Source organism: Methylotenera sp. (assembly GCF_029945535.1).
In the GTDB taxonomy this organism is placed as follows: Bacteria; Pseudomonadota; Gammaproteobacteria; order Burkholderiales; family Methylophilaceae; genus Methylotenera.
Genome location: NZ_JAQSCU010000006.1, coordinates 1 through 26,719, shown reverse-complemented (window position 1 = coordinate 26,719; position 26,719 = coordinate 1). Strand labels below are relative to the sequence as shown.

Here is a 26,719-nt window from a genome sequence, read left to right as displayed (position 1 = left end):
GAAACTATTCTCGATGTTAATCTTGTCCATGCAGATGACTCTAAGCTAGTTTGCGTGAGCCAGCATCCAAAATATCATGGATTAGCTCCAACCTGAGAATGGGGCTATCAAGTTGCATCAGGCGCTGCTTCTGAAGTAATGGCAAATCTAACAACTCAACCCATCTATTAGCAACCCATGAAGCATCTTCAAACTGGTAGGGCTCAATAACAGGCAAATTCTCAATAGAGATATTTTCTTCAGTTAAAGACTCCAGTAGCCGTTGAAGTCCGATACTGGCCATTTGCAGATCTTCAGGAATAGGCGATTCAAGATCATTGGCAATGTCGCTGACTTCACCAATCAATAAGCCGTCTTTTTGTTGTTTGAACGATTCAACATTAACTCGGCGCTGCCCGACACAACGAATCATCATCAGCCCAACGGTAGTGACATCAGCATCTACAATATTAACTAACATACCTACATTTGCAAATGGAAAGTTACCCTGCGTATCAGTCTCACCTTCTGGCAAGGCCGTGACAACAGCAAAAGGTGATTTATTTCTGAGACAGTTTCGTACCATATCCAAATACCTGACCTCGAATATTCTTAAAGGTAACAATCCCCCAGGACAAATAACCAAATTCAGAGGAAATAATGGCAGTGGATAAGTGTTCATGGGCTTTTATTGTATGGCAATTTGAATTGGTAAGTAATGACAGATTAGCTTCTTTATATTACAGCTAATCTGACAATTAGTTCCGCACAGCACTTACACAAATTAAGGATCAGTTAAGAAACTCCAGCTTCGCCACCTAGCGCATGAGTCAAATCAGTAAGCATCTTAGCGAGCTCTCCTGCCATTAGCGTAAAGTCCAGCTCGAATAGCTCATCAGCATTTTCGGCCATTTCATTAGATTCATTTTTGATAATATCTAAGAACTCAATTCGCTTGATTTGCATTTGCTCCGTTAGGACAAATGAAATTCTGTCATTCCAAGTTAAGCCTAATCGAGTGACGCGTTTACCTGAAGCAATATGCTTGAGAATCTCTTCACCTTCTAACTCATGATTTGCATAACGAATAGTCGCCTTGCTTTCACCTGTAGCACGAAGTTCCAGCTCACGATCAATGGTGAAGCCTGCTGGTGCATTATTTCCAGCTAGCCAATCCGTCATCGCAGCCACTGGTGAAATTGCAGTATGCAATTGTTTAAACGGTAAATTATCTAGTGATTTATTCATCAACTCTAATAGCTCTTCTACTCTTGCTGATGAAGCTGCGTCTATCACCAGATAGCCATTCACTGTATCTAGCCATGCGTAAGTGGTGCGCTGAAGCGAGAATGCTCTTGGTAACAGCTCCTCTGTGATGGATTCCTTAAGCTCCTTCATCTCTTTACGACCAACCTTATAACCTTGCTGCGCTTCAATCTCCGCCGCGCGCTCTTTGGCAAAGCGATTGATAATAGTGGTAGGTAGTAACTTTTGCTCTACGCCTAAAGCAAAAAGTATTTGCTTATTGGCACTATGCACTAGTTTATCGCCATAGCAAGGAACCCAGCCGCGACTTTGCTTATCTAGGCCGCTACAAGGTAATAGCGGTTTTAAAGTCAGCTTCTCATTAAGAACATCAGGTGAAATAGTGTTTTCTGAAACAAGGCGATAAATGAAGGTGTTTTTAAACCACATTGGAAAAGGTACTCTAAAAAAAGAGCTGATTATACGGATGAACTGCCTTGTGAGCCACCTACGTAAATTAGCGTATTTAAAAAAGCATCAAATATATCTGATAATATAAATACTCAAATAAACTCAAATGATTAATCACAATGAAACTGATTTCACTTAATATTGCACAGCCAAAAATCGTGATCATTGATGAGTTGCCAGTGTTGACGGGTATTTACAAACTTCCCGTGAAACGACCAGTCTGGCTGGCAAAACTGGGTTTAAATGGCGATGGCCAAGCCGACAAAGCCGTCCACGGCGGAGAGCACCAAGCCATATACAGCTATCCTTTTGAGCATTATGCTTACTGGCAAGATACACTTGGTTTAACTGATTTACCATATGGAACTTTTGGTGAAAATTTAACCATTTCTGGTTTTAATGAAGACTCCATTCAAATTGGCGATACCCTGAAAATTGGTGAAGCAATCGTACAAGTCACGATGCCTAGAATCCCATGTTTTAAGTTTGGACACAAAATAGGCCAACCAGACATACTAGAAACTTTTTTAAACAGCGGCCGCAGCGGCTTTTACCAACGTGTACTCACAGCAGGCTCTATAAAAGCTGGCGATGAAATCACACTGCTAGACCGCGCAACAGACTCAATTACTATTCGCACCGCGCTTATTTTACAAAAACTAGATTTAGCACTAGCCACAGATGATCCTAAACAACTACTCAACAAAGCCCTAAAAATCCCTAACCTCGCGCCATTGCTTAAAACCGTATATTTAGAGCGTTTAGCTGAATTAGCTTAAAGCTAAGCCAAGCTGTTTAAAACCATCTAGAAATATTGCAAGCGTAGCCCGTAAGGATTACGGGCTACACTTGCTACGATTACACAGTTAATAGAATCAATTAGTTAGTTCGATTAGAGATCGAATAAGTTGAGATTTAAACTAGGCAATTGTTGCGTTTTTGCACACAACGAATAGGTATAACCTGCGAGTTCCTAACGGGTACAATTTCAGCATTGTGCTTCCATAATGTAGCCCATTGCGAACTAGTGCTTGCGCCCTATGCAGAAGATCCAAACTTAGGTCTGGATGCAAAACTCCCAAAGGAGTTGTTCGACGTTTTGAGCACTTTTTAAAAACCAAGATAATTACTTTTAAAACCAAGCAACATTCACTCCTGCAGATATTCTGGGTGAACGTTGGTTCATTTCATTAGGGTTTTTATCTAACGGGTAGGCGAATGTAAGTCTAGTGGAAATTCGGCTTCCAAAATCCATCATAAGACCAACTCCAGCACTGGTTAAATAATCATCTTTGGTGATACTCTGCCCTGGCCTGTATGGTAGTGCTGCACCATGTTCAAAAAATACCAAGCCTTGCACAAGCGGAGGAAAGCCCGTTGGTGAATTTTGTGGGGGAGAATTAAGTGCTGCTCTTAACTCTACGCTACCAAAATAGCCATTTCTACCAGAGAGTAAACCTTCAGAGAATCCCCTTACCGAGTATAAGCCACCAACTTGAAACTGTTCGCCCGAAGGGATAACTTGTGTAAATGAATATTGAAGTCCAGCTTTAGTCAACAATTGAAGTCGATCAGTTAATCTATCCACACGACTGGCATTGACGCGATAGTAAGTGAAACTGTCTTCGCCACCGAATGACTTTGTGCCAAAATTAAGGCTATTATCCAGCGACCAAGCATAAGTGTTGTAGTGTGCTTCACCGCTCAAGCCTAACGCAATCACATTTAAATCAAGGTCTTGTTGCGTGAAGCCACTGAATTTGCTAATCGAATTTCTAGAAGATAGTCGGCTATAGGCCGCCCATTGACGATTAATACCAACCGAAAAAGGTTGCGTTAGCCCAACCGTTAAATCCCTTGAGCTCCCAGTAATATCCAGTGGCACGAACGGACCATTCACAATTTTAATATTGCCATAGTTATATGAAACATCTAGACGCATGTCATCTTTTGAGACTGGAATTGAATAACTGAACCCATAGCTTCTAGAACCACTTGTGCCGGTTGCAACAACTTGAATACTATCGTTAACACCCAACAAATTATTGACCTTATAAATCGCACCAATTCTACTTTCACCAACGGTATCCCGACCTGCATTATCCGCGAAAGTAGTGAGGTGGTACTTTTCTGCCTCTTGTACTTCGATAGTAATATCAGTCTTGCCAACTTCCGCGCCAGCTCTAACATCAGCACGTAACTTTGGTTCATACAGCGCATTAAACCTTATAAGATCTTCTTCCAGCTTAGTGACAGAAATCAATTCGCCAGGCTTTACGTGAATACGATCTTCAACGAAACCACTACGTACTTCCTTTACGCCAGATATTATTATTCCGCCAAGCCTAGCCTCAACTAGCTGAATTTTGACTGTTCCACCTTTAACTTCTTGAGGAGGAAGTATGGCGCGCGCTGTTTTAATGTTTTTGGCATCGTAAAGTTGGTTTATTTTCGATACAGCCTCAAAAAGCTCCTTTAAGCTAACGTCACGTCCCTGATATGGCGATAAAATCTGCTTAAGTTCATCGTCTGTAAGTAAATCTGAGTGATCAATATCAAACTTGGCAACAGGGATGTTTTTAATATCTGAGGCGTTTTTAATAGCAGAATCTTGATCTGGCAAGGTAACTTCTGGTGCAACAGGCAGGGCTTTTTTAAGATTCTCCTCCTGCTTGTAGGAGTCTAGTCGATCTTGATCCAGTCTTTGAATTGCTGCAGGATCAACCGATGGCAATACTGCCGCATTTGCAGGAAAGCTAATGGCACCTAACAGCACTGAAAGATAATATTTTTGTAGTTTTTTCAATTGATTAAATCTCTTTTTTATTTTCAGTGGTTACTGGGGCTAATTGACTAGTTGGGCCAATCCAGTCTGTGGTTACATTCACTAGAACATCATCGTCATCAGGCGCAGCTAGACCGAAACTTCCAATTTCAAATTGCAATGGATTATTACCATTTCTGCCTATTTGTTGGAGCTGCAAACTTTCTTCAACAGTGTTCTCAACATAATCGGTAGGGTTACCCATCACTTGTAAATTAGGATTCTTAATGAGTATGAAAGAATCAATCGCAACAGAGTTTTCTAATGCATTTAAGCTAAAACTACCATTCAGTGTAAAGGCATTCACATCATATCCAAGATGCTGAGCGCGACTCAAAGTGTCTATACGAGTAGCGTAATGCGGCATATTAAACACAGCATAGTTCGTGATATTGCCATTGGGCAACTGCAAACTTGGTGTTTCAGCAGTAACTTCTGCTGTGCCCACGTTGAAAGTTTCAAAGCTCACTTGCTTATCAGATGCAACATGCATGACTACGTTTGCCGCTGGTCCCCCACCAATATCAGAAACCGTTAATGACAACGGATTTGCTAAGGGCGTTGTTGAAATATCAGCGTTGATATTGGATGATAAAAGTGTTGCATGACTCGTTACTTGAGCGACTAATGGTGCGCCTTCACCGATGCCATTTGGAGCCTGAAGGGTCAAAGCACCCAGTGCAATAATATCTACCCCACTTGTAGCACTGCCAAAAATACTACCGGTACCATCGGTGCCTGCAACAATCCTAACGTCGTTGTTACTACTAACACTACCACCTGCAAATACAACATCATTTAGCGTGCTAAGCCCAACACCTAATCCACCAAATATGTCACCACCTATCGTTAGCGTATCGCTTGTGGCAATATTCAGCTGTCCACCAGTGCTAAGTGTACCCCCTGTCATATTTACACCACCATTTACAGCATTTAGAACCAAACCAACATCACCGCGAATATCACCACTGATGTTAATGTCGTCTGCCGCAGTAATATCAATACTTGCAGGTGTGTAAATGGCATTACCGCCATTCGATGCCGCACCAATATCCACATTACCCGTACCATCAGTACCGGCTGTAAGGCTCACTTGAGCATTGCTAGCTAAACTGCCACCCTTTAACTGTATGTCATCGCCAGCTTTAAGGGTGTTATTGCCCAGTGCACGGATGCGGCCTTTAAGAACGATATCATTAGCAGCAGTTATTGCTAATGTTGAAGCAGTATCTATGGCATATGCACCAGTCGACTCTGGCTCGACCACTACGCTACCAGTACCATCTGCACCAGCAATTATTGCCACTGCACCTAGCGTTGTAATACTTCCGCCATCAAGTAATACATCATTATCTGCCTTAACGCTTACACTAGTATCGCTATGCACTAATCCTTTAATTGTTAACCCACCAGTTGAATCTAGAACCACATTATTGGATGCGCTCAACGATGTTAGCACCATATCATAAGTAGTTTTAACCGTTACATTTCCTGCGGCTAATATTGATGAGCCAGCAACCATCCTTAAACCATATTTTGTAAGATCTTCAGCTAATAATGGGTCAGACGAACTATTTAGCCAATATCCTAAACTACTCAATGCTATATCACCATTTGAACTGACAACACTTCCATTAATATCAAAGAGAATAGCTTCACCTGCATTAAGTGTTACGCCATTTCTTCCTGTAACGTTACCAATAATGCCAAAGCTACTCGCAAATGAATTCATATTCACTTCGCCATTACCCGCATTTATATTACGAAGGTTAAGGAATTTAGATGGACTATATACATAGATACCATCTGGGGCAGACATATCAACCCAGCCAAGCTTATCACTTCCTATATCCAAATACTTCAGTCCAGTAACATCAGCCTCGCCAATAGTGGTCGCCGCTGTCAACCAGATATGTGAGGCTTGAATATCTGTTTGAAGATTATGATTATTCGGATCTTCAACAATAGAACCCACTGATGTTAACTTGGCCAAATTGGTTGCATATACTTGCTCCAGACGCATATTACCTAAAGTGTTATTGACGTATAAATCACCGTTTGCTCGTGCTGTCAGTGTACCTGATGCATTAATCAAGAATGGAGTTGCACTTGAACCCAAATCAGCCCCACCCGCCTCTATTGTAATATCACGTCCGGTAACTGCTGCGCCTGAAGTTGCAACATTGATTAATGCAGCACCCGTTTTGATTCTTACATCAAAATTAACAGGGGCAGCAACTTGTTTAACACGAATATCATCTTCTGAACCAATGTAGATATCAGACTCAGCATTCGCAATCAGTTGTCCTGCATTTTTCAAGGTAATGTCAATGTCATCCTTTTGGCGAATAGTGATGGTTTTAGCATCGTAATCAATCACGGTATCTTTACGATCAGCCGCGGCCAAGGCAAGACGTTCATCATCTGTCCATGCATTAGGATTTACGAAGCTAATAGATTTAGATGCTTTTTCAGCGCCTATACCACCGTTATTTGCTGTTAAGGTGATGTTATGCCCTACTACGTTAGCGTCTTCTATCAACACTTCCGTATCAGCCGTATCTTTAAATATGCCTGCTGCTACGCGGTTGGTAATCTGCTCATCGCTCCATGTGCTACCTGCAATCAACTGCTGATAGGTGGCTGTATCTTGAGTTTTAACATCATAAGCAAATGAAGCGCTAAAAGCCTGCGTACCAAATGACTGGTTCGCTTTATGGTAAATGGTAGTTTGACGCGCCTCATATTGGCTGACTTGCAAGTCAGTCCAGTTTTGGTTTGTTTTTAGTTCAGTTATATCTGATGCAGTTAAGTGATAAGCATAAGTGGTTGAATAAGCATCGGCCACATAAGCGCCATTGCTATCCTTGTGCACATTACGCATTTGCCAATAGCGCGCATACTCCTGTTGTTTAGCAAGGTTATAGCCTTTAACAGTATTTTGCTCGCTTTCAGCAGCGCTTGTGCCACGTAGACCGGCACGGTCTGCTACAGCAAGTAATGCAGCTTTTGCCTCAACATCTACTTTATAAACACTATTGTCATCAATAATATTGCCGTTAAGGGCGGTAAGATTGACATCACCACCTATAGAAGTCACGCTATCTAGGCGTAAGTCTCCTGTGCTCTCTGTAATATCAATTGACTTAGCAGCTAACGCAGATAAATTACCAGTGGCCGAAGTAGTGTCAACCAACATAGCTGTGCCAGATCCAATAGCACCATTGTCAGATGTCAGGCGAACACTGCTGCCAGAAACTGCAACTCCAGTTGCCACATTAATTAAATCGCCATCAGATTTAATATTTACGATGCCGCCAGCATGAGCGCCCTGAATAGACATTGATCCATCTTGTTCCCACAATGCAATGCCACCTGTAGCCGTGGCATTAAGCTTACCGCCAGTTTGCAGATTTGTTTTGATATAACTTGATGCGTCATTTGTAAGAGAGGCAATACCAATATTGCCCGCACTTGCTGTCAAATTGAGGTCCTTTGCAGTAACAATCACTGTATCTGCCGCATTAATACTTGCGGCAGTTAGTGTTGTGGTACCCGTAAGGTTACGCACAGCACCTTGCAACTGCAGGTCTTTAGAGGCATTGTTTACAGTAAGCTCACCCGTTTTAAAACCTGAAAACTCAATAGAAATTGGCTTAGAGGCATTTAAGCTATGCACATAGTAGTTACTCTCTGTCCAACGCCATTCTCTCTTAGTTTCATAATATTCACGATCATCAACACATATGTTCGCCACACAAGTATCAGTCCAGTAATGAGCACTTTCAAAAGCTTTGTAATCCACTGGTGAAATTGTTTTTTGGTAGTCCACCTTATAATCAGGTCGCGCTGCACTTGTGTAGTTGTAATCAGCTAGCCATTCACCATTTGGGCGAACGTAGCTTGTATGAGAGCTCGCGCCTCCAGTCTGATTTCCAGGATCGGCGCTTAGAAGGTCGCCTAGGCCCCAGCCACATCCTGCATAACAAGATTTAGTATATGTAGCCCACTCGTAGTTTGTATAAACATCTGCATCCATCCATTCCAACCTACGATCTGCACGAGTATTGTAAGCCCCTGTTCGAGTGCTGCCATACGAAACACCACTAGGATGTCTGTAATCAGCAAGGTTCATATTTTCATAGGCGTACTTAATCACATCATTTTCTAGCGTAATGGTTGTAATTAAAGGTTTACCGTTATATTTTGTACTGGTATCAGTGATCTTAATCATACCGGCCACACCTGGACCCGTATCTAGCCTATTAACCGCCAAGTTTTTATTAGAGGTGTTATTGACAACAATTTTACCGTAACCATCAAGTACCTTTAAACGGCCATTGCCAGTACTAAATATATCGCCATAAAGTTGAATATATCCACCACTCACAGCTAGGCTTTGCAACTCAATTTGGCCATTCACATAACGTACTTTAGGGCTAAATAAATCTGCAACAGCCTCCCCGTTTTCTTGCATAGCAACAGGTATCCATGTTCCTGCATTTGCTACAGCAGCGTCTGCAACTGTCTGCGTGATATTCACATTGAAGCTTGGAAGACCACTTTGAATCAAGCCGTTGATATTGAGCTTTTCGCCACTGATAAATACGTTATTACCCGCGATTACGGAAGACAGCTGAACTGGTGGAGTGACAGTATCAGTCCTAGTCGTAGTAATAACCCCTGAAGTAGGATGAGCAGTATTGTTAGGGTAAATACCTCTTAACAGATCTTCGTAATATAAATCTAAGGTGTAAGGATATACATGTCCATCTGTGCCAGTGTATGTAAGGGGAGCATAATTCTGAGGTAGATTCAGCGTAGGGTCTCCACCTTGATGCGTAAATCCTGTGGTGAAAGTTTTAATAAAATCGCCCTTAGTGTTAATCACGATAGTTTTGGCGACAATATTGGAGCTTACCTGAACGCTACCTGGGCTATCTATTTTAACTAGCCCCCTAGTATTGCTAATATCTCCATCAATATGAATCTCTGGATTAAGAGCATTCAGGTTGATTGGATCTTCGTAAGTATTCTGTACCAGAATTACAGGATCATCTGAAGTTTGACGATCGAGAATATGACTGAAACTTGACGACTTTCCATCTTGATTAATGGCGTTTATTTCACTGTTTTTACTGACTCGCACGCCATTTAGTGTAATAACACCACCCAAATCGCCCGAGATAAATAAGCTATTTTCAACGCCAGCATACTTTCCAATATCAAGAAATTTGTTAGATTTATTGATAATTTCAATTTTTGCATCGCCTGGTGCTAATAACTCTCCTGTACCCGTCAAAGAGTCACCATTGACAAAGATATACCCAGTATAGGCAGCTGCTGGGTGAATATCCATGAAATCGGCAGTAGCGCCAACACCAAGTCTAGCTTTTTTAGCATTTAAGGTATCAATATCTGCCTGAAAACCATTAGCAATATCAGGATTATCGTTTTTGTACTCATTGACCAAAGCCTGAAGTGAATTAATTCTAGCTTGAATATCTCGCGCTAAATCCACATTATTTCTATAAGTTGGATCGGCCATGCCTTCAGATTGCTTACTGATGCTGCCATCTTGTTCTACTTGAAGAATTTGATGAAAGTGGGTTCCTGCAAATGCCGTACCATTCATGGCAACGCTAGATTTCGAATTATCAGAAGTTGATCCGCCAGTGATGTCCAAGCTGATATTTGCGCCAAATAATTTAACGAATGCTGCTATCAACTCTCGATATAGATCTGTACCACGACCATAGCCACGCGTGGTATGCGTACCCTCACCGGCTTGTAAGTAAATGTCTTTTACTGAAGCAATGGCAGCACGATCAATTTGATCTTCAGAACTTGCACCCTGTGGTGCGACTCCAATGCTTGGTACGTAAGCACCTACAGTGATTTTATTGTCTTGCGTAATTTGCCCATGTGCATCTGGGCTAGTTTCTACAGGGAGCAGCGTTCTGTTCCATAAACGCGTTTCAGCATCTGCGGTAATTACATTATTAAAACCCGCACGCAGTACAACATTTTCATCACTTTCTAGACGTGCGCCATTGATTGAAATTTCGTTGCTAGTTCCAACTCTACTAATAGAACTACCTTGAGCTGCACCGGCTAGACCATAGGTCTTTGATTGAACTTCGGTATCGGCTTTAGCGAGTGTTTTTGTTTCAAGTGTGATGGTGTTATCACTCTTAATTAAGGCTCCACTCCCTACAGTAATATCAGCATCATTTTGATCGTTATAGATAAAAGACTCAGCCTTAGCTAGCGCAATTGCACCGCCAGAATCCATTTTCGCAGCATCAAATAGTTCAACGTCATTAAGCGCATTGATTGCCATATGACCTTGTGTATTAAGGCTAGCCGTTGAAGCTTCAATTTTGGCATTACTTCCAATCACAACATCTGTATCAAGGTTTACTACCGTATCGCTATGCGTAGCGGCCGCATCAAACAAGCCACCTGATGCTGAAACTACGTTAAATCCACTAACGGCTGACTTATGAACACGGTTATTTGCGTTTACATCTATGCTGGTTGCAGCAATATTAACGCCATCACCAATGCCTACATAAACAACGGATTTATCCACTTTGTTATGCGCATATGCACCACTTGCACCAACCACAGATGCGTTGGTGCTGTCTACAGTACTGTTGAAATTTGAAGTGTGGTCTGCTGTAAGCTTAAAGTTCGTAACAGCAATATTGCGTGCAGCAGAACTGCTATCAATATAGGCTTTAGTTGTACTCTTAGTTGAAGTGTTAGCAACAGATGCTGCACCTGAGAACACGCCGCCTGAGCCTGCAATAGCGTCGGCTAAGTTATTATCTGCACCACCTGAATTAACATCTAGAGTGCCTGCTGTTACTTTTACACCCGTCCCTAAATAAGCATTGATTAAATTATCTGAAGTCGCGGTCGCATCATTGAACCCAGCAGCAACGATACCGGCGTTAATACCACTAGCTTTGGAGTATTGTTTAGAATCTACACTCGCTTTAACAGTTGCTGTGCCCGAGCCTAAATTTAGGGTGCTGTTGCTGCCAACATAGCTACTCACATGAATAACTGCATCGGCATCACTGGTCGTTGCACTTCCACCAAACAAATACCCGCCTGAAGCCGCCCACGCTGTTGATTTAGCACTCTCGCTGCTACCACTGCGTAATTGCTGAGCAGTGACTGTCAATCCGCCAGCATTAATGGTATTGCTACTGCCTAGTGAGGCTTCTATCGTTGTAGTTGCTTTGGCATCCGCAATAGAAGCGCCAATAGCAACTCCCCCTGAAACGGCTACTCCATCTGCCTCAGCTTCAGTTTGTGGCGTCGCCGTTGCTGTGACACTAAGCGTACTCGTGCCAAGATTAAATGTTGAATTGTTAGCCGTTTTAGCAGTAATTGTTGAGTCGTCAGAAGCACTCACAAACGCCCCACTTCCAGCACCTAACAAGCCCCCTGCCGCACTTTGACCTAACGCTTTGACTTTACCTGAATCAGCAGCGCTGATATTCACCGCGGTTGCAGTCACCACGCCACCGACGACTGCATTGATGATGCTACTTTTAGAAATGTCAGATACCACAATTCCAGCAGCAAGAGCGCCTAATGCGGCACCTTTAGCATCTGAGTCAATATCTGTATTATCTTCAGCTGTAACGGTTACAGTACCCGTGCCAGCATTCGCACCGCTAACAAGGTTAGCGTCTACGTGATTAGAAATATCTGCATAGCTTACTGCAGCGCCAATACCCACTAAGCCAGCGCCACCCGCAATGGCTAATATTTCAATTGTTTTTCCTTGATCATTATCAGCTGTGGCCTTTATATTAACGTTGCCATTGGTTGTAAGTGCAGTCCCCGACACATTAGCAGCCACATTTGCCTTCACTGTTGTTACCGCTACACCACCACCAATACCGCCACCTAAGCTAGCGCCGAAGCCGCCTACTAATGTTTTGGTATCTGTTTTATCGGTTGCAGTAACATCTAAACTACCAGCCGTAATGGTGTTGGTACCATTCACTTCTGCAGCTGTTTTAAATGCGTACCCACCTGCCGAGCCGGTCACTGCTGTAGTACTTTTATTTGTATCAGCATTCATTGAGGCTTTATCAGATGTACTTAATATCTGTGGTCCACCAGCACCCGTATCAGGCAAATCAGCAAACTTATCACCACTTGAGAAAGTATTCACTGCTGAAAGAGATCCTGAGCCGCCTTTATTTACTTCTTTTGCACTTTCGCCAGCGACATCGTCTCCAATTAAAGTGACTACTGCAGCGCCTCCAATACCAACCGTACCACCAACACCCGCTGTCAAGGCTGTTGCATCAACATGCGTTACACTCAATGCCTTAACTTCTGCTTTACCGCTAGAATAAACATTGCTATCAGTCACTGTTGCAACCGTTTTAGCTTTTACTATATTTACACTCGCACCTGCGCCTATCCCACCACCAGTGATACCTACACCTAATGCGCCAGCTTTACTATCAATAGTGACAGTATGCGTTGCTGCAACTTTTACAGAAGCAACTTTATCTGCAGAAGCACCTACATCTGAACTCTCAATCGTAGCTAGAGTTTTGTCAGTAACTAAGTTCACATCTGCCATACCTGCTATGCCATTTGCACCGCCGCCTGCACCGCTGACAACAATATGGTTAATATCGGTTTTATTGGTCGCTTCAACATTCACACTTCCAGTCACATCAACACGATTAGCACCTTTTGCATTTTTCAGTGTTGCAGTCGTTGTAGAATCACTGGAGCCTACTGCAAATGCGCCACCTACGGCATTGCCACCAATAGATACGGCGCCAGACATAAGGAACATATCATTAGTATTTTTAGCGTTGATATCCAAGTCAGAAGCTGTCACACGAGTGCTATCAACATAAGCATCGGTATGGTTAGTGAACAGAGCCATTGACAACGTACCTGCACCAGCGTTACCGCCTACTGCACCGCCCACTGCCAATGAGGATACGCCTTGTGTAGAAAGCGCTTTCACACCTACAGCGTTTTTAGCATCAATGCTTCCTCCAGCCGCATATGCGGTCGTAGTTCGATTCATCAAATGTGTATCAGCACCAAGTCCACCAGCTGACCCGCCAACAGAAACCGTGCCAATAAAGCTATTATCATAGGAAATATTACTTGCTGTAATCGCTACTTCCTGTGCTGCACCAGCGCCCGTATTATCATTATTAATTTTTGCATTGAGCACATAAGCTTGAGTAGTTCCGCCGATGGTATTAACACTCGCAGCAGCCCCTACAGCGAAGCTACTACCGCCAGCAATATTTGTACTAATGTTTTCTATGTGTTGCGTAGAAGAAGCATTAACAGCAACCCCAGTAATATCTTGTTTAGCTTTCTTGCTCTTTAGGTCTAATTGATTATATTTTGCTAAATCTATCTGGTCAGCAAGGTTTACGCCTGCTGTAAGTTCTCCAGTATTGACGCTCATCGTATCATTAGCATCTTTAGCAAGCGCGGTTACGCTCGTTGTTGCGCCTTCAATATAAGCACTGGTATCACCTCCTATTGAATTTACCGTAAATGAAACACCAATGCCCGCGCCACCAAATCCAAGACCAGCGCTACCTGAAGCAACGGTAATTCTGCTATCACTTTCTGCAACAACACCTACATTGTTCTCAGCTTTCACTACTGCACCGGCATCAATATAGGCATTGGTATCGCTGCTAATTAAATTAACTGCAATACTACCCGCACCAGCATTACCCCCTGAAGCGCCTACGCCAACACTAAGCGCCTTCATTGTTGCTAAAGAAGTAGCAGCAACGTTCATATTTTTAACGGCATATCCACTGCTTAGTGCTTTTTTACCTGATACATGTGCGGCTGTCGTATCATCAATTTGATTGACGGATACGGCAATTCCACCAGCGGCGCTACCAAAAGACACGGCCGCACCACCTGATAGTGCTGAAATTTCTGAGGTATTGGTGGCATCAACATTTACATTGGATGCTGAGCCCGTAATTTCAGAGCCTATTATTTCTGCAGCAGTATTGTTTGAAGTGCGATTAGTTGAGGCGGAGCCAGCGAAAGCTGTTCCACTGGCAACGGCGCCCGCAACAGATGCAGATTTAATTTTAGAGTTATTCTTACCATTCACGCTTAGTGAAGCGTTGTTTTGTATTGATGAATTTGAAATAGTGCCTTTAGCAGTACTTTGTATATTATTGTCAGCCACTGCTCCACCGAAGCCTGATCCAGACAAGCCAATTGAGAGCGCACCTGCAATAGAGTTAATCTGTGATTCATCCTTACCTTCTACTGTTACTGTGGAGCCATTACCATTTTTAACCGTAGAGTTTTTCAATTCAGCTGTCGTTGTATTTGGATGGGATCCGACAAAAGACTGGCCAATATTATTTAAAGTAATAGAACCAGAATATCCATTGCTACCCGCGCCCAAAGCCGCTGCCAGCGTTGAAATCGTTGCATTCTCATAGGCCATCAACTCAAGTGTTTGAGCACCGTCTATTGTTGAGTCTTCTGCAACCGCACTATTGGTATTACCAATCTGATTAAGTGAAAAAGCTGCACCCGCTCCATTATCCTTACCACCTGCAGCACTACCTGATATTGATTCGATGGTAGAGGTATCAGATGTTTTAATTTTTACAGTGTTAGTACCTGAACTGCCATCTTCAATCAAGCTATTGCTCAAGCGAGCCTCTGTGGCGTTACTGATAAAGTTTAGTGATGCAGACAGACTTACCGCAGACTCTTTGGCCGCGCCAATTGCAGCAGATAACGATGAAATGCTGGCTTTCTCAGTTGCCGTAATTTCAACGGTATTGCTCGCCGTAATGGTTGCATTATCGGCGATAGCGCGCGCTTCATTATCGATTTCGTTATAAGCAAAAGCCGCACCCAGTGCGCTAGCTTTAAAACTGACATTCACCTGCCCTGCAAGCGTATTAATATCCGAATCATCTGTCGAAGAAATAGTCACTGTAGGGGCAGTAAGTGTAGTTGCAACGCCTGCCACAAGAGATTGTCCGACTTCTGCTACCACCTTGTTTTGTATACCGGCTATAGAAATAGACCCAGCGCCAGAGAACTTACCAGTCGACACACCCACACCAAAAGCGACACCTAAGATAGAAGTATCTGACTCAGCAATTACGTTAATTTTATTGCTAACAGCAGTGTCCGTCACACTGACAAGCGAGTCGTTAATTCTTGCTGTTAAATTATTTTCGATCTGGTTATAGGCAATAGAGACACCATAGTTATTGCCAGCACCAATCTGCACTGTACCAGCAACTGCAGTAATACAATTGCCGCTTGGCGATGCACCACCCGCACCTTCTCCACAATAATCTAAGCCTTTTGCAACATTATTACGTTTCCCGCTTGGGTCTATAAGTGCCTCCAGTGAGCTATCAGCACCTTTATCTTTAGCCTCCACATCAACAAGGCCCGTAGCAGTAACGGTTGATTTTTCAATGGCAGCAGTCGTATTGTTGGTAATTTGGTTATAGACCATTGAGCCCGCAAAGCTATTAGCGCCTTCAGCTTTAGAAAGGCCAACCATCGCCGCACCTGAACCTATTTCGGTAGCGTTAAATGCGTGCACGTTGACTGTATCAACTTGAGTAATACTAGAGCTCCGGTAAATACCACTGATTACATCATTACGCACATTCGCCCAACTTACCGCCGCACCTACACTTGTGCCACTTTTTGCAGACCCTGCCTGAACTGACAGTGAGCCTCCACCTGTACCAATATAGGTTCGATTGTAGGCTGTCACATCCACATCGCGATCAGCAGTTGCCGCGTTACCCGTAACGGTGGAGTTATCTATTTTTGCAACCGTCTTATTTTTAGAGTCGCCGTTATCATCAGTTTGCGCGAGTGTTAGCGATAGCGATCCCACAAAAGAATCAGACTTAGTAACTGCGGCTCCCTTACTCGCATCCACTGACATTCCCAACGCGACTGCTAATTGCTCTCCACCAGAGAGTGCCTGAACGGTTACATCTCCAGCGTTGCTAACATTACTGTCTTTGAGCCACGCTTCCGTACCATTACCAATAGAGTTAACAGCAACACTGCCAGCTACCCCCACTGTTTTTGTAGTATTAGGATCATTTGCACGTGTAATAGCTGCAGCACCAGTAGCAGCGGTAATATCAGAATCTGCTATTGCTCTTACAACCAGAGAAGCTGCATTAGTTGATGTTTGATCAATGGTGATCCCATCAATCTTTGCTGTTGTCAAAACCTCAGTGACATTAATTGCACCACTACCAGCCCCAGCAAAGCTATAACTTGGTGGTTTCTTTTCTTTTTCTTGCGCACTACTTGATGCATCTACTTTTTTGACGTCTGACTTTTTAGTGCTTGTTAACTCTTCGGCTTTAGTAAGCAAGGCTGTATAGCCAGATTTATTCTTCATTCTCTCAACAAAACCAGGTTGACCTGGCGGGTTAGGAGCGTTATTAGCCAAAGCACCGGTAACCGCAATGGCCTCAAGCCGACCGCTAGTTTTAGCTTCCACGGCTAGATCAGGCGATGTAATTTTTGCACCCGTCACAGTTACCAGAGATGCCCTAGCCACACCATCCGAAGACCAAGTATCATTATCTGCAATCTCAGCGCGCGTATTGCCAGTCACATCATTAATCGCAATGCCTATGCCAACACTGGCATTTTTTGACATATTAATTCCACCAGAAAGAGACCAAAGTACAGGCGACGCTGTCGCCGACACATTAAACTTTTTCGCAATAACCGAGGCTTCGTCATCAACGAAAGCATGGGTCGCATTATTTAGGCTCGTTTGAGAATAAGTGCCGTTCGCACCAAAGGTCGCACCATAGCCACCACTCACGGCTAACGAAATTACACGCTCATTACTGACAGCTGAAACATTCACTTCATTAGTTGCGTGTGATGCAGTTTGTGTCCAGGTTCTACTGCCTAATGGCTGAGCATTAGAAGTTTCATCTATACCTTTAATAACGACACCTTCACGAACAATAGCTTCAGTTACACTAGCAATAGAAGCTTGGTCAAAAGCAACACCTAAGCCTTTCTCTCCGCTCTCTGCGGGCAAAATCTCGCCTGCTTGAAATAATAGTGTTGCATCATGCTTAGCTTGCACGCTTACGGGTGCAGCAAAATTAAAATCTTCTTTAACCGCCAAATCGGTAGATACTAATATTGCGCCAGTTAATTTATCGTAATGTTTAACTTCAGGTTGTAGCTCAAAACCACCTACCCAAGCGCCTGATTGGTTACCAGACACATTAAGTTTTGCCCCTTTATCTAGAATTGCACGGCTATTGTCGGTATAACTTAGAAGACTCACTGAGCCTGATAGATTAATTGATCCGTTAGATCCATCAGATGTACTTTTAGCTGACGAAAAACCATTAAACACATCCGTGATATTACTAATGCTATTGAGCGCGCCCATAATGGTCTCAAGCCCATCCCAGCGTGTCCAGTTATCAGTTGCGGCTTTACTGCCAAATAACAAACTATCTCGGATAGGAAGAATCGTATCTGAGTAAACTGCTATTTTTGGCGCTGTGACATCTGCATCTACACCAACTCTAGAAACTGCATCATGTGTGTAATCGCCAATTGCCAATCCTACAGAGTAGGCCGCACGGGCAGTATCGTTAGCCGAAGGTTTGCTTGCAGAAGTTGATATGGCAGCAGATTGGGCTGCAATCTTCATGTCCTCAGCACGAATACGTGATAATACTGAAACTGAGTCTGTTGCGTGGACAACAGCCCCATCTCCAATCTCAGCTAAGGCTTTATGCGTACTAGTATCATAGGCAATTGCACCGCCAATGCGGAATGACTGTTGTGTAGGCGATGACTTATTGTCTGGCTTGAGTACAGAAAGTCCTAACTTACCCCAAAAGAAATCCTCCGCTCCGATCATTGCGGCAACTTTTCGTTTGCCTGATGCAACAACAGAATCAATTGCGCCTCCACCAACCTTTGACAAGGCAACCGCTTGGTCCTTTAATACGTCATTAATCGCTATCACTTGAACTTTGGTCGCATCGCCAACATTCGCATTCAGTGAAGCTGTCACGCCAGACTGATGATCTGAATAAGCAATTGCTGCTGCTGCACGACCATTAGGACCAGTCTCTGAAGTCACCTCATTACTATAACTCCCGACATTAGTAGCAGCCACTGTTAAATTGCCTGATACTTGAATATTTGCGCCACTCGCTACGTTGGCAGTGGCTTTAACGTCCGCTTTTGTGATACCCACCGCAATAGCTGTGAAATTGGAGTTTTCTGATTGATTGTTTGCAGAAGCTATAGAGCCTTCTAATGAAGCATTGTTATGAGCACGCACCGTCAGATCTGCTGATTTAATCGTTGCGCCTGAGCCAACAGTCACTTTGGCATCAGATTGATCACTCACCCAAAGTGCACCTATACCAAGTGGCGTATTAAACTGTACGCCCGGACTTGGCAATTGCTTTGCCATACCTGCTTTGGTCACATTCTCAGCTGTTAAGGTAACACTTGTCTTGGCTTCAATGTTCGCGCCACTGTTGATATTGACGTAGGCTTTAGCATTGACATCAGACACCACTAACTCTACACCAGCCAAGGATGCTAAGAAGCCACCAATTTGCTGCGCTGTAGCCGTTGCCACATTCAATGTACTACCCAGAGGATCTTCGCTTGAGTAGACAAATTGTGAATCAATATTAGACTTAGCATCAATAAGCACTTCATTGGCTTTAATAGTGGTATTGCTAATATCAATTTGAGCCGTTGCCGTTGCCCAGCCAAGTGAAGGTAAAACTGACTCGTCACGAGCTTCTAAGGTTACTTTTCCGCCTAAGTAATTTGCGTCACCCTCGGCAAGTAGATGAGTGCCATTTTTTAGCTCAATTTTAGTAGCCTTCAGCGTAATGTCACCAGACTTACCTTCTGAAGCGGCTGAAATGGCATTAGCACGATTATTATCAGAAGCAGCCAAGTTGCGCGTAGAAATAAACACATTGTCCAGCACAATGCTCTTGGTCGCTTGTATCTGGTAATTAGTCCCATCAGAAAAAACATCGGAACCGCTTCCAGTCCAATTCACATTAGTAGGATCTATAAGTACAGTACCCGCCTTACCATTTTGTGCACCAGCATTTAGCTGGCCACCTGTAATGTTCACCGTAGTTTTTGCGCTAAACTCTACAAAGCCACCATCTCCACTGCTGCCTGCATTAGCGGAAACGTGTGCGCCAACTCCCAACGTGGCATCGCCTTCAGCATAGATCTTTACATTCCCGCCAGACGAAGCTGCACCTTGACCATTTGCGCTAATGTCAGCACCTGATGCAAGAGTAATATTTGAACCTGCATGAATATCGACAGTACCTGCATTAGCACCAGCTATGCCATCTGTAGCCACTTGCCCCGCCACATTAACGTCATTGCTAGCGGTAATTTTAATCACGCCATTTTTAACTTCTACCCCAGACGCCGTTGCAAGGCCCTGAATATTAACAAGGTCACCAAAACTAGCCTGTGCTTGTTGCCCAGCAACCACTTTAGCCCCAGCATCAACTGCAACACTTCCAGCGGACAACGTTACTGCATTTGCGGCATTGATGCGCCCTTTAACCTGAATTAATCCAGTGTCTGTTAATGGGATGTATCCCAAAAGTGCATTACTAACGGCACCAGCATTCACCACGCCAGATTGGGAAATAAGAGAATCCATAAATTGGCTTGTAGGTGTCGCCATCATTAAACTGCCGACATTTAGCACGCCACCAGCGCCAACTACCATGCCATGTGGATTTAGAAAATAAACATTGCCGCCAATGCGGCCATCTTTATACGCATTTAATACGCCATCAAAATAGCTCCGTTCATCATGCACTAGATTAAGTAGATTAGCCGTTCCAGTCGGCAGGTATAAGTTAACCGTTTGACCATTGCCAATATTAAAACGATGGAAGGAGTTAATTGCATTAACCCCTTGCACAGTCTTGGTGGTAATGTCGGTGACACTCCCGCTTACGGTGAGTTGTGTCTGGGTTCGGCCATCAGTGGTGATGCCATCCGCAAAAGCAGCGGTGCCAGAAACGGCTATCGTGGCGTTGATGAAGTATGATAAAGCATTCTCCCAAGCACATCGACGCAAAACGCACATATACTGACGAGAAAGAAAACCTTGGACGGAACGCTTCATAACTACCCCTATGATGATAGTCCGCAGATGCACGGACTAGATAAATCAGATTACATTCAAATCGTAACCTGGCTATCCTCAACACCTTAGGACCCGTGGCTTTCCGTCCCTACTTTACAGTAGGTTTGGCATGTTAATTTAACATTTCATAAGGCTTAGTCTTTATGCTTTTATAGTGCTTAGCACCGCACATTCATTCATAGCCATACTAATACCATAATAAACGCAGAAGTAGTATTTGTATGTCCCCCAAACTAGTGACAAAGTAATTTGAAAATTGTGGCAATATTCGTCATGTGTTCGGCCTTTTGCCTCTTTGCACTAGACGGTCAATAAAAAATATCCCTAAGGATTTTATGCAACAACCTGCAATTCGCGTGATGCTGGTAGAAGATGATGTTAATTTTCAGAATGCCCTGATAGCTGCGATGCAATTAGCCCCCGACATGGTATTAACCAATATAGCCAGCACTCGTGCGCAAGGATTGCACATACTTAGTACGACATCGATTGATGTGCTACTGGTTGATCTGGGGCTACCTGACGGCTCTGGAATTGATATTATCAGCAAGGCGCATGAAAAATTCCCTTCATGCAACATCATGGTCAGCACTGTATTTGGCGATGAACTACACGTAATGCAATCACTGGAAGCTGGCGCATCAGGCTATTTACTCAAAGATAGCGAACCCTCGCGAATGATTTTTGAAATTCGCAGCTTGTATCAAGGTGGTAGTCCCATAAGTCCGCTAATTGCGCGACAGATTTTAACGCGCTTTCGGCAGGATAACACCCCACCTAAACAAGCATCCGCTAATCCCAAACAACATGCAGCATTATCAGCTCGTGAGCAAGAAGTGCTGGAATATATCACCAAAGGATTTACATCTGATGAAATTGCTTCGTTGATATCTGTCTCACGTCACACTGTGCTAACTTTTATTCGTCGAATTTACATTAAGCTTGAAGTGAACTCAAAAGCTGCAGCTATTTATAAAGCACGTAATCAGGGCTTACTTAGTGATTGAGGCTGTAGCTCCAAACTCTGATCAATATAGTCACAACAAGAACCATCGATGGTTATTGCTCACAGTCCAAGGGCTAGTGCTGAGCATGATTCTTTACTTATCATCTGCACACGCTGCTGAGCCGCTTCATTTCACATCGGCAGAAATGTTATCTACCCCTGGAATCGGATATAAACCACCGCCTTACACGGTAAATGACGTAGATTTTGATGGAAAGTGGCAATCTGTCAGCCTGCCGCATGCCCTAATACCTGCGCTAATCCCCAAGTTAATAGACGATGGCCTACTCAACTTGCCTACCATTGTGACTTGGTATCGCCTACATGTACCTAAATTATCGTCTACTAATCACCCGCAATTTATCTATATCCCACGTTGGAAAACCGATGGGCGAATTGCCGTTTATGGGGACAGCCACATACTTTATCAATCTCACGCCAATATGGGATGGAATGGCTGGAATATCCCCTTATGGATACCATTAGAAGAAACTGCGGGGACCACCACACCCAAGGTGATATTTATTCGTATTGAACGACCTCGCAGTTCAGGTGGAGGAATCTCATCCATCTGGCTGGGTGAGGCTGCTGAAATAAGCTGGCGTTATCATGTGCGTGACGCACTACAAGTTCAATTACCTTTCATGAGTAGTGCAGCCTTTTTGGCTGTCGGGATTTTTTCATTATTTGTGTGGATTAAACAACGTAATGAGTGGTTGTATGGCTTATTTTTTTGCGTATCTTTGGTGGCATATCTACGGAGCATGCATTATTTTCTTGGCTCAGAACCATTACCCATTTCCGATGCTTGGTTTAGCTGGCTGACCATTAATTCACTATTCTGGCTAGTCGGATTAGTACATGTATTCCTAAGCTACTTGCATGGTCGTCCACGACGCTGGTTAAGTTGGCTTATTGCAGTCATAACGCTATGTTTTGGAGTTCTTACCCTACCACTTACATCTATCTTGCAAAACGCTTATGCAATTGCTTCGCCTGCATACATTCTATTACTTATTATGGGAACATCTATCTCACTAGTAGGCTGGAAAAACTCAAGACTATCCAAATCCAACGATGGATTGATGCTGGCTGGCTGGGGAGTGATAGGCATGATGTTCGGTATATATGACTTGTTATTGGTGAATAACTATATAAGCATCGAAAGTATTTACCTTGGACCCTACACCAACATCAGCGCCTTCCTCATTTTCATGATTATTTTATTTCGTCGCTATATTGGCGCAACTAATACTATTAAGCAGCAAAACAATGACTTAGAAACCTTGCTACAAGCACAAAGTGCGGAGTTACAGAAAAGCTATCACCGCTTACGTGAAATTGAACAACGCCAAATGTTAGCGCAGGAGCGACAGCGCATGATGCAAGACATGCACGATGGTTTAGGATCAACGCTCATTAGTGCATTACGTGTAGTGGAGTACGGTAATATTAGTGAAATTATTATCAGTGAGATTCTTAAAGATTGTATCGATGACCTTAAACTGGCAATAGACTCAATGGAACCATTGGAGGCAGATTTACTGCTATTGCTGGCGACACTGCGTTACCGCATCGGGCCAAGGTTAGAGAGTTCTGGCATAAAGCTACGCTGGGAGATTAAGGACGTGCCTCCTTTAGACTGGCTTGATCCCAATAAGGCGCTTCATATTCTAAGAATTTTACAGGAAGCGTTTACTAATATTATAAAACATACTCCTGCTACAGAAATTCGCGCTGTAACTGGCGTTGAAAATGGCTATGCTGTAGTGACCATAACAGACAACGGTCAAGGTTTCAATATTGATACAGCCCTAAAGAGCGGTGGTAGAGGGTTATCAAATCAGATGCGTCGCGCCGAAGCAATAGGTGCTAAAGTTAAATGGGATGCGAATAGCATGGGTACAAGTTTTACCTTATATTTACCAATCCAACACATGTAGCCAATCGAGTTTTTTGGAGTTACTGGTTAGTGATTTTGTGCACTTTTATGTTTTCAAACTAGACCAGTCGACTGGTCTTGGTCTACAAAGCTAAGTTAGATATTGGTTTTAATTTCGGTCTAGTGTCCACAAATTACGCTTGAACTGGTGGTGGATAACAATTTTGTTTATATCTTTGCCAATGTTTGTTGGGCCCGAAGTTTTCAAGTCAAAAGACTGCTTTTTGGAAGCCTGATATCAGACGGCACTAACTTATGGAGTCGCCCATATCGGCATATCTACCTCAGCGTCTACAATCCGAAGCAACTGTAATGCAAACAGACCTGATTCATATCAGTTTGCAGGTCCTGCCAATTTCTTTAGTTCAACAATGGCCTTGTTTGCAAGGTTTTTTGCGCTACTTGCAGTGGTGTCTTTTTCCAACCAAGAACCTTCCATCTGGACGTAAGCGCTAAAGGCCTTCCGCTTCGTCTTTATATCCACCAACAAAAGCCTCGGATAGACAAATAGATAAGTCGGCTTCATGGCCACACCTACGATAATGTAATCCGCACCACTATCTTCAGCCATGCTGGCAGCAATATCAGTATGATCAAACAGATAGGTTGCAGACTGCGCCGCCAATATCGCTTTAATCTGTTCACTCATTGGAATAACCTCTATGCCTTCATCAGATAATTGCTGTTTAAAAGTGACGTTGAAATAGGCGATTCTCGCCAGCTCTTCTGGTGGGTTAGGTAAGTCTGTGAGGTCGTTAAGTGGAAAGTCCACGACCATGACTTTTGCACTTGAAGCAGCAAAACCGACCTGATTTAAAAATGTAAACAGGCTGAAGATAATAATAGTTTTCAGAATTATATTTTTCATATAAACGACTCTTTAATAGGGCATGTACAAAAAGCAAGTGCCAATAAGACAGCATATACCAAAGCGTATGAATTGGTATTTGCAAAGTGCTTGCCGGTAGTCGGCCATTGACAAAATAAAAATTTAAATAGTATCAAAGCGGCCATTTATCACTCAAACTTCCTACCCTTAAGTGACATACTTCAAACTACGAAAAAGCTGGTGTAATGCTAAGTGAGTTTGCTCCAGCTCAAGAATTCAAATTGAATTATTTAGTCATACGCCAACTTCACCAAAGTCTGCTACGCTTAAGAAGGGCTATGCATCCTACTTACAAGAAAACCTGTAAATAATCGATTAAATTAGCTAGCGAAGGGATCAAATCTTCTTGGAAAATACGCTTGGAGAATAAGTGTCCAAGCTATACAACTAGGTGAGCGAAATTGCCTAGAGTCAACTGTACTTTTCGATTTGCCTGATGTTTGAACTTCAACGACAAATAGTGGCCTCAACTATTGATTTGGTTTACAAAATATTAAATTAATAGGATGACATCATGAGTACCAATCAACTCAATAAAGCTGACCGCATGCGAGGTGCCCTGTGGGGAATGTTTGTTGGCGACGCATTGGCGATGCCTGTGCATTGGTATTACAACATCGCGGCACTGTGGCAAGATTTCGGTCAGATACGCGATTATCAGGCACCTAAAGCGCACCATCCAAACTCTATTATGGCGTTAGCGAATACTGGAAAAGCGGGACGTGGTTCGCAAGATGGAGATATTGTTGGTGAGGTGATTCTGAAAGGAAAAAAACATCATTGGGGTCAACCTAATCGCCATTACCATCAAGGCATGCAAGCAGGGAATAACACCCTTAATTTATTGTGCTCTCGCGTATTGTTGCGCTCCCTTACTACCAATGGCCATTACGACCCAACAGATTTTTTGCACGAATATATTCGTTTTATGACAGAGCCAGACCGACACAACGATACTTACGCAGAATCTTACCATCGTGACTTTTTTGCAAACTATGCAAAAGGCATCGCCCCCGAAAACTGCGCAGGAGCAGAAGGACATGACACAGCCTCAATGGGTGGGTTGGTTAGCTTACCGATAGTCATTATGTCTACCTTACGTGATGGTGATTTAGCGACGACAAATGCAGCTGCTTTAACGCAACAACGTCTTACGCATCGTTCATCCTTGCTTGAACGCCACGCACTTGAGCTCAGTGAGTTACTGTTTCATATTTTTAATGATGTGAATCCAGATACAGAACAGCTTGCTTGCGCAGCTGCCAGCAAACTTGGTTTCCCAGCAGCTCAAGTTATTCAGAATGTTCGCCGCAACAAAAGCTCAGATATTGATGTTATTGGTGGTTTACTTAGCCCTGCCTGCTATATCGACCAATCGTTTCCTTCCGTACTCTATCTAGCCGCTCGCTACCATGATAATTTTGAAGGTGCACTAATTGCTAATACCAATGTTGGCGGCGATAACTGCCATAGAGGAGCCGTGTTAGGCGCAATACTTGGTGCTGCATTGGGTGTAAGTTCTATACCAAAGCGCTGGGTGAATGGTTTAACAGCGCACGTTGAATTAAATGATGAGATTGAGCAGTTTATTGCCAATTATGCGTAATCGGCAAACTTGCGCTAAATACTGAAATACCAGGTTAATCACTATTTGCTATAAGGAATGTTGAATTGCATCTCAATTCGATCCGCCATTTGCATTTTGGTTTGACCCACACTCAACTTATGCTAGCCGAATCGCAGCTTATGCCTCATCGCACAAAAAATGTAGGTAATTCCATATAGCTAAATTACCTACCTATTAAAATCAAATAGATACACTCAAATTATTGACATATAAAAATTAGATTATTGCCATAAGCCTGAATTTTGATACTAAATATTGGCATAAAGCTGAATTTTGGTTTTAGGTGTGAGTATTCCTATGAAATGAGCCATTTAGAATTATTTCAAAAGAGCCAGATATAATTATCAAGAATTATCCACAAAGAATTCAAATGTCTCCAATCAATAACGAAGCAGACAGTCCTCATTTTCGACTCAACTAGTGCTCTCGACCCAATATAGTCACTCCATCCTGTTTTCAGCGATACTAATCACAACTGGCAGGT

Annotated in this window: 10 protein-coding genes and 1 riboswitch; of the genes, 5 read left to right on the top strand and 5 right to left on the bottom strand. The window is 43.1% G+C overall.

The genetic code is table 11. The features are described 5' to 3' along the window. Positions 1 to 40: 40 nt before the first annotated feature. A complete protein-coding gene (locus PSU72_RS01190; RefSeq protein ID WP_300429847.1) occupies positions 41 to 661 on the bottom strand; it encodes an LON peptidase substrate-binding domain-containing protein in 621 nt (206 codons plus the stop codon). A gap of 113 nt (positions 662 to 774) precedes the next feature. Further along, positions 775 to 1,674, bottom strand: a complete 900-nt coding sequence (locus PSU72_RS01185; RefSeq protein WP_300429844.1) for a recombination-associated protein RdgC — start codon at positions 1,672 to 1,674, stop codon at positions 775 to 777. 140 nt (positions 1,675 to 1,814) lie between these two features. Here PSU72_RS01185 and PSU72_RS01180 point away from each other — a divergent pair, with 140 nt between their 5' ends. Beyond that, on the top strand, positions 1,815 to 2,474 hold the full coding sequence (locus PSU72_RS01180; RefSeq protein WP_300429842.1) for an MOSC domain-containing protein: 660 nt from the start codon (positions 1,815 to 1,817) through the stop codon (positions 2,472 to 2,474). A 353-nt stretch (positions 2,475 to 2,827) separates the two neighbouring features. Here the strand turns inward: PSU72_RS01180 and PSU72_RS01175 are convergent, their stop codons facing one another. Both PSU72_RS01175 and PSU72_RS01170 read right to left on the bottom strand, forming a co-directional pair. Next, positions 2,828 to 4,501 carry a ShlB/FhaC/HecB family hemolysin secretion/activation protein gene (locus PSU72_RS01175; RefSeq protein ID WP_300429839.1) on the bottom strand — a complete coding sequence of 558 codons (1,674 nt, stop codon included), beginning with the start codon at positions 4,499 to 4,501 and terminating at the stop codon, positions 2,828 to 2,830. 4 nt (positions 4,502 to 4,505) lie between these two features. Continuing rightward, complete coding sequence (locus PSU72_RS01170) at positions 4,506 to 20,750, bottom strand: leukotoxin LktA family filamentous adhesin (RefSeq protein ID WP_300429837.1); 16,245 nt, start codon at positions 20,748 to 20,750, stop codon at positions 4,506 to 4,508. 59 nt (positions 20,751 to 20,809) lie between these two features. Next, positions 20,810 to 20,890: riboswitch (cyclic di-GMP riboswitch) on the bottom strand. Between the two features lie 216 nt (positions 20,891 to 21,106). On the opposite strand from PSU72_RS01170, the gene PSU72_RS01165 reads away from it, so the two are divergent. Continuing rightward, entirely contained in the window at positions 21,107 to 21,778 is a 672-nt protein-coding gene (locus tag PSU72_RS01165) for a response regulator transcription factor (RefSeq protein ID WP_300429836.1), read from the top strand. A gap of 85 nt (positions 21,779 to 21,863) precedes the next feature. After that, a complete protein-coding gene (locus tag PSU72_RS01160; protein ID WP_300429834.1) occupies positions 21,864 to 23,720 on the top strand; it encodes an ATP-binding protein in 1,857 nt (618 codons plus the stop codon). Positions 23,721 to 24,053: 333 nt separating this feature from the next. Here PSU72_RS01160 and PSU72_RS01155 read toward each other — a convergent pair whose 3' ends face one another. Next, on the bottom strand, positions 24,054 to 24,587 hold the full coding sequence (locus tag PSU72_RS01155) for a DUF2380 domain-containing protein (RefSeq protein ID WP_300429832.1): 534 nt from the start codon (positions 24,585 to 24,587) through the stop codon (positions 24,054 to 24,056). A gap of 335 nt (positions 24,588 to 24,922) precedes the next feature. On the opposite strand from PSU72_RS01155, the gene PSU72_RS14410 reads away from it, so the two are divergent. Then, positions 24,923 to 25,003, top strand: coding sequence for a DUF4113 domain-containing protein (locus PSU72_RS14410; protein WP_367186075.1), 81 nt, complete (start codon positions 24,923 to 24,925; stop codon positions 25,001 to 25,003). 119 nt (positions 25,004 to 25,122) lie between these two features. Further along, the gene (locus PSU72_RS01150) at positions 25,123 to 26,214 is read left to right on the top strand and encodes an ADP-ribosylglycohydrolase family protein (protein ID WP_300429830.1); all 1,092 of its coding nucleotides are present in this window, start codon (positions 25,123 to 25,125) and stop codon (positions 26,212 to 26,214) included. The last annotated feature ends 505 nt before the right edge of the window (positions 26,215 to 26,719 follow it).